Origin of the sequence: Dietzia sp. KRD202, assembly GCF_017168155.1 — a bacterium.
In the GTDB taxonomy this organism is placed as follows: domain Bacteria; phylum Actinomycetota; class Actinomycetes; order Mycobacteriales; family Mycobacteriaceae; genus Dietzia; species Dietzia kunjamensis.
The window spans coordinates 1-3,446 of sequence record NZ_JABFAN010000080.1 but is presented as its reverse complement, the minus strand read 5'-3'; the positions used below and the strand labels follow the sequence as shown (position 1 = coordinate 3,446).

At 64.6% G+C, this 3,446-nt stretch carries 2 protein-coding genes and 1 pseudogene; 2 read left to right on the top strand and 1 reads right to left on the bottom strand.

Features of this window, described 5'->3' with window-relative positions; translation table 11 throughout:
* Positions 1 to 155 precede the first annotated feature (155 nt).
* Positions 156 to 1,321, bottom strand: a protein-coding gene (locus tag J1M64_RS18845; RefSeq protein ID WP_206475190.1) for an IS3 family transposase whose coding sequence is annotated in 2 segments (ribosomal slippage) — positions 156 to 1,034 and positions 1,037 to 1,321 — 1,164 coding nt in all. Because the reading frame shifts where the segments join, the coding sequence is not laid out codon by codon here.
* Here J1M64_RS18845 and J1M64_RS18840 point away from each other — a divergent pair.
* Positions 1,294 to 1,788 (top strand): annotated as a pseudogene (locus J1M64_RS18840) (hypothetical protein); the annotation flags it as partial. The gene J1M64_RS18845 and the pseudogene J1M64_RS18840 sit on opposite strands and share 28 nt — an antisense overlap.
* A gap of 116 nt (positions 1,789 to 1,904) precedes the next feature.
* On the top strand, positions 1,905 to 3,305 hold the full coding sequence (locus tag J1M64_RS18835) for an IS1380 family transposase (protein ID WP_206475189.1): 1,401 nt from the start codon (positions 1,905 to 1,907) through the stop codon (positions 3,303 to 3,305).
* Positions 3,306 to 3,446 lie beyond the last annotated feature (141 nt).

Here is a 3,446-nt window from a genome sequence, read left to right as displayed (position 1 = left end):
CGCACGTGTGATGTCGATCGCTGCTGCCGCAGACTCATCGGGACAGTCGGTCTCCACCTGCACAGTAGAAAAGAAGAAGCCGTACCGATCCTGAAGCAAGTTGGAGGCGGATTGGAGAACGATGGGCCTGATGCACGGTTAGGTGACAGGGTTAGTCACGCGGCCTGAGGGGCCTCGTGGGTCATGATGGTCTCGAATTCGATGGGGGTCAATCTGCCGAGGCGGTCCTGTCGTCTGCGGCGGTGGTAGGTCCGTTCGATCCAGTGCACGATGGCGGCGCGGAGCTCGTCTCTGCTGGCCCAGGATCGTCGGTCGAGGACGCCTGTCTGCAGCAGCGAGAAGAAGCTCTCCATGGCCGCGTTGTCCCCAGCAGCACCGACCCTTCCCATCGACCCGAACATGCCATGCCGGGTGATGGCCTTCTGCATTTTCTTCGAGCGAAATTGAGATCCTCTATCGCTGTGCAGGATGCAGCCGGTCACGTCCCCTCGCCGGGCGACGGCACTGTTCAGCGCGGCCACGGCCAGGCGGGACTTCATCCTGGAGTCGATCGAATACCCAACGATCCGGCCCGCGTAGACGTCCTTGATCGCGCACAGGTACAGCTTTCCCTCGGTCGTCCAGTGCTCGGTGATGTCGGTCAGCCACAGCTCATTGGGGCCGACCGCGGTGAAGTCTCGCTCGACGAGATCGTCGTGCACGGGCGGGCCTGCCTTGCGATGCTTGCCGCGGCCTTTCTTGCTGATGGCGCTGGTCCAGCCGCCGACAGAGCAGATCCGCCAGGCGGTCCGCCGGCACATCTTCTCGCCTGCGGTCTCGGCTTCGTCGGCGAGGTAGCGGTATCCGAACTCTGGGTCTTCGCGGTGGGCGTCGAACAGGGCGTTGGCGCGGTATGCCTCGGCGAGCTCGGCATCGGTGACCGGGTTCTTGAGCCATCGGTAGTAGGGCTGACGAGCTATTCCAAGTACCCGGCAGGCCACCGTGACGGGGATGCCGTCAGCGGCGAGCTCGTTCACGAGCGGGTACCACCTTTTCCCGGCAGATTCGCCTGGGACAGGTAGGCAGCAGCGCGGCGCAGAACCTCGTTCTCCTGCTCCAGCAGGCGCACACGCCGCTTGGCCTCGCGCAGTTCCTGGGATGCCGCCGCGGTCGTGCCGGACTTAATCCCGGCCTCGACGTCGGTCTTGCGAATCCACTTCTGCAACGTCATGGGATGGATACCGAAGTCGGCGGCGATCTGCTCGAGCGTCACACCGTCTTCACGGGCCTGGGCGACGCGGACAACGTCGTCGCGGAACTCTTGGGGGTAGGGCTTGGGCACAGCAACATCCTTCCAGGCCGCCCCGGCAGGGCAAGCCAGATCAGATGTCACCTACTCGTGCACCAGCCCCGTACACCCCAGGCCCCGGCCATGGCGGTCCAGGCCCGGTGGCGGCGGGATGGCTGGAAGGGACCTACAGCGAGACCTACCCAGACGTGGGCCAGGACCTGGAGGGGATGAAACAGCTGTTTAAGCAGTTTTCCTTCCCCGGGGGTATTCCCAGCCATGTGGCTCCGGAAACCCCTGGCTCCATTCACGAAGGGGGGGAACTGGGATACGCTCTCTCACACGCCTACGGGGCAGCCTTCGACAACCCCGACCTTATTGTTGCGGCCGTGGTGGGCGACGGGGAGGCGGAAACCGGCCCGCTGGCAGCCAGCTGGCACTCCAATAAGTTCATGAATCCCGCACGCGACGGAGCCGTTTTGCCGATCCTGCACCTCAATGGCTACAAGATCGCTAGCCCCGCTGATTCACGGGGATCTGCGGATCGCTGGGCGAAAATAGACCGAAGTGCTTCCTGAACAGGGGAAACTGGGACTTGTCTAAGGTTCCATGTTCTCCAGCAGAAAGCACTCGGTAGGTGAAGCGTACTTCGTGGTCGTCCGGCCTGTCCGTTACTGCTGATGGTGTCGGGGTGATCTCCCACGCCGGAGCCATCGCACCCCGCCTTCTGGCGGATCGAGTGGGGCTGACCGTCGAACTGTCGAAGGCCATGACTCGCAGACGGTTCATCCCGATCCACGACCGCGGCCGGGTACTGATCGACGTCGCGGTGATGCTCGCCGATGGCGGCGAATCCATCTCAGACATCGGCGTCCTGCGCCACCAATCCGAGGCCCTGGGCCCGGTCGCCTCGGCCCCGACGGTGTGGCGCACACTCGATGAGATCACTGCCGGCAAGCGCAAGAAGATCCAGGTAGCGCGTGCCCGCACCCGCCGTCACGTGTGGTCCCGCCTGCCCGGCGGGGTGCCCGCATCGGCATGTGCGGGGCGGGATCTGGGATCGACAATCGTGCTCGATGTGGACGCCACGATCGTGGTCACCCACAGCGAAAAAGAGAACGCCGCACCGACGTACAAGCGCACGTTCGGGTACCACCCGATCGGTGTGTGGTGCGACAACACAGAGGAGTTCCTCGCCGCGAGCCTGCGCCCGGGCAATGCCGGGTCCAACACCGCGGCTGACCACATCGACGTCCTGGGCCAGGCGATCGCGCAGATCCCCGCCGCTCACCGCCGTGACCTGCTGATTCGATCCGACGGTGCAGGCGCCTCCCATGACCTTCTGGATTGGATCACCGAACAGAACGGCATCCGCGGTCGACGGGTGGAGTACTCGGTCGGGTTCTCCATCACCGCCCCGCTACGCCGGGCCATCGCGATCTGCCCAGAGGCTGCGTGGGGGCCGGCATTGAATCCCTCCGGCGACATCCGAGACGGGGCCGAGGTTGCCGAACTGACCGGCTTTCTCAGCCCCAGGATGCTCGCCAAGTGGCCAGACGGAATGCGAGTCATCGTCCGCCGCGAACGGCCCCACCCGGGTGCTCAGTTGTCGATGTTCGAGGAGATCGACGGGTGGCGCTACCAAGCATTCGTCACCAACACTGCCACCGGTCAGCTGCAGTTCCTCGAGGCCAGACACCGGGCTCACGCCCGGGTCGAGGACCGGATCCGACACGCCAAAGACACCGGCCTGGGCCGTCTGCCCTCGCGGGAGTTCGCTTTAAACCAGGCCTGGCTCGTGGCGGTGATGCTCGCCGCGGATCTGGTGGCCTGGACCCGGATGCTCGCTTGCACCGGCGACGCCGCAGTTCTGGCCTTGTGCGAGACCAAAGCGCTGCGCTACCGCTTCCTGCACGTGGCAGCCCGGCTGGTCCGAAGCGGCCGACGGCGGCGCGTGAAGATTCCCGAAACGTGGCCCTGGGCGACTGCCATCGTCGCAGTGTTCAACACGATCGCCGCGATCCCAAAACCGGCCTAACCTCACCCACCCGCAGTAGTGCCCCATAGAGTGGTGTAACTCGGTGGCCGAGATCGTCTGCGATTCCGTGTTGTGTACGGATGTAGAGCGGCCACCGTGTGATCCTTCGAGTCAACCTTCTACCGAATCCTCGAACGGAGT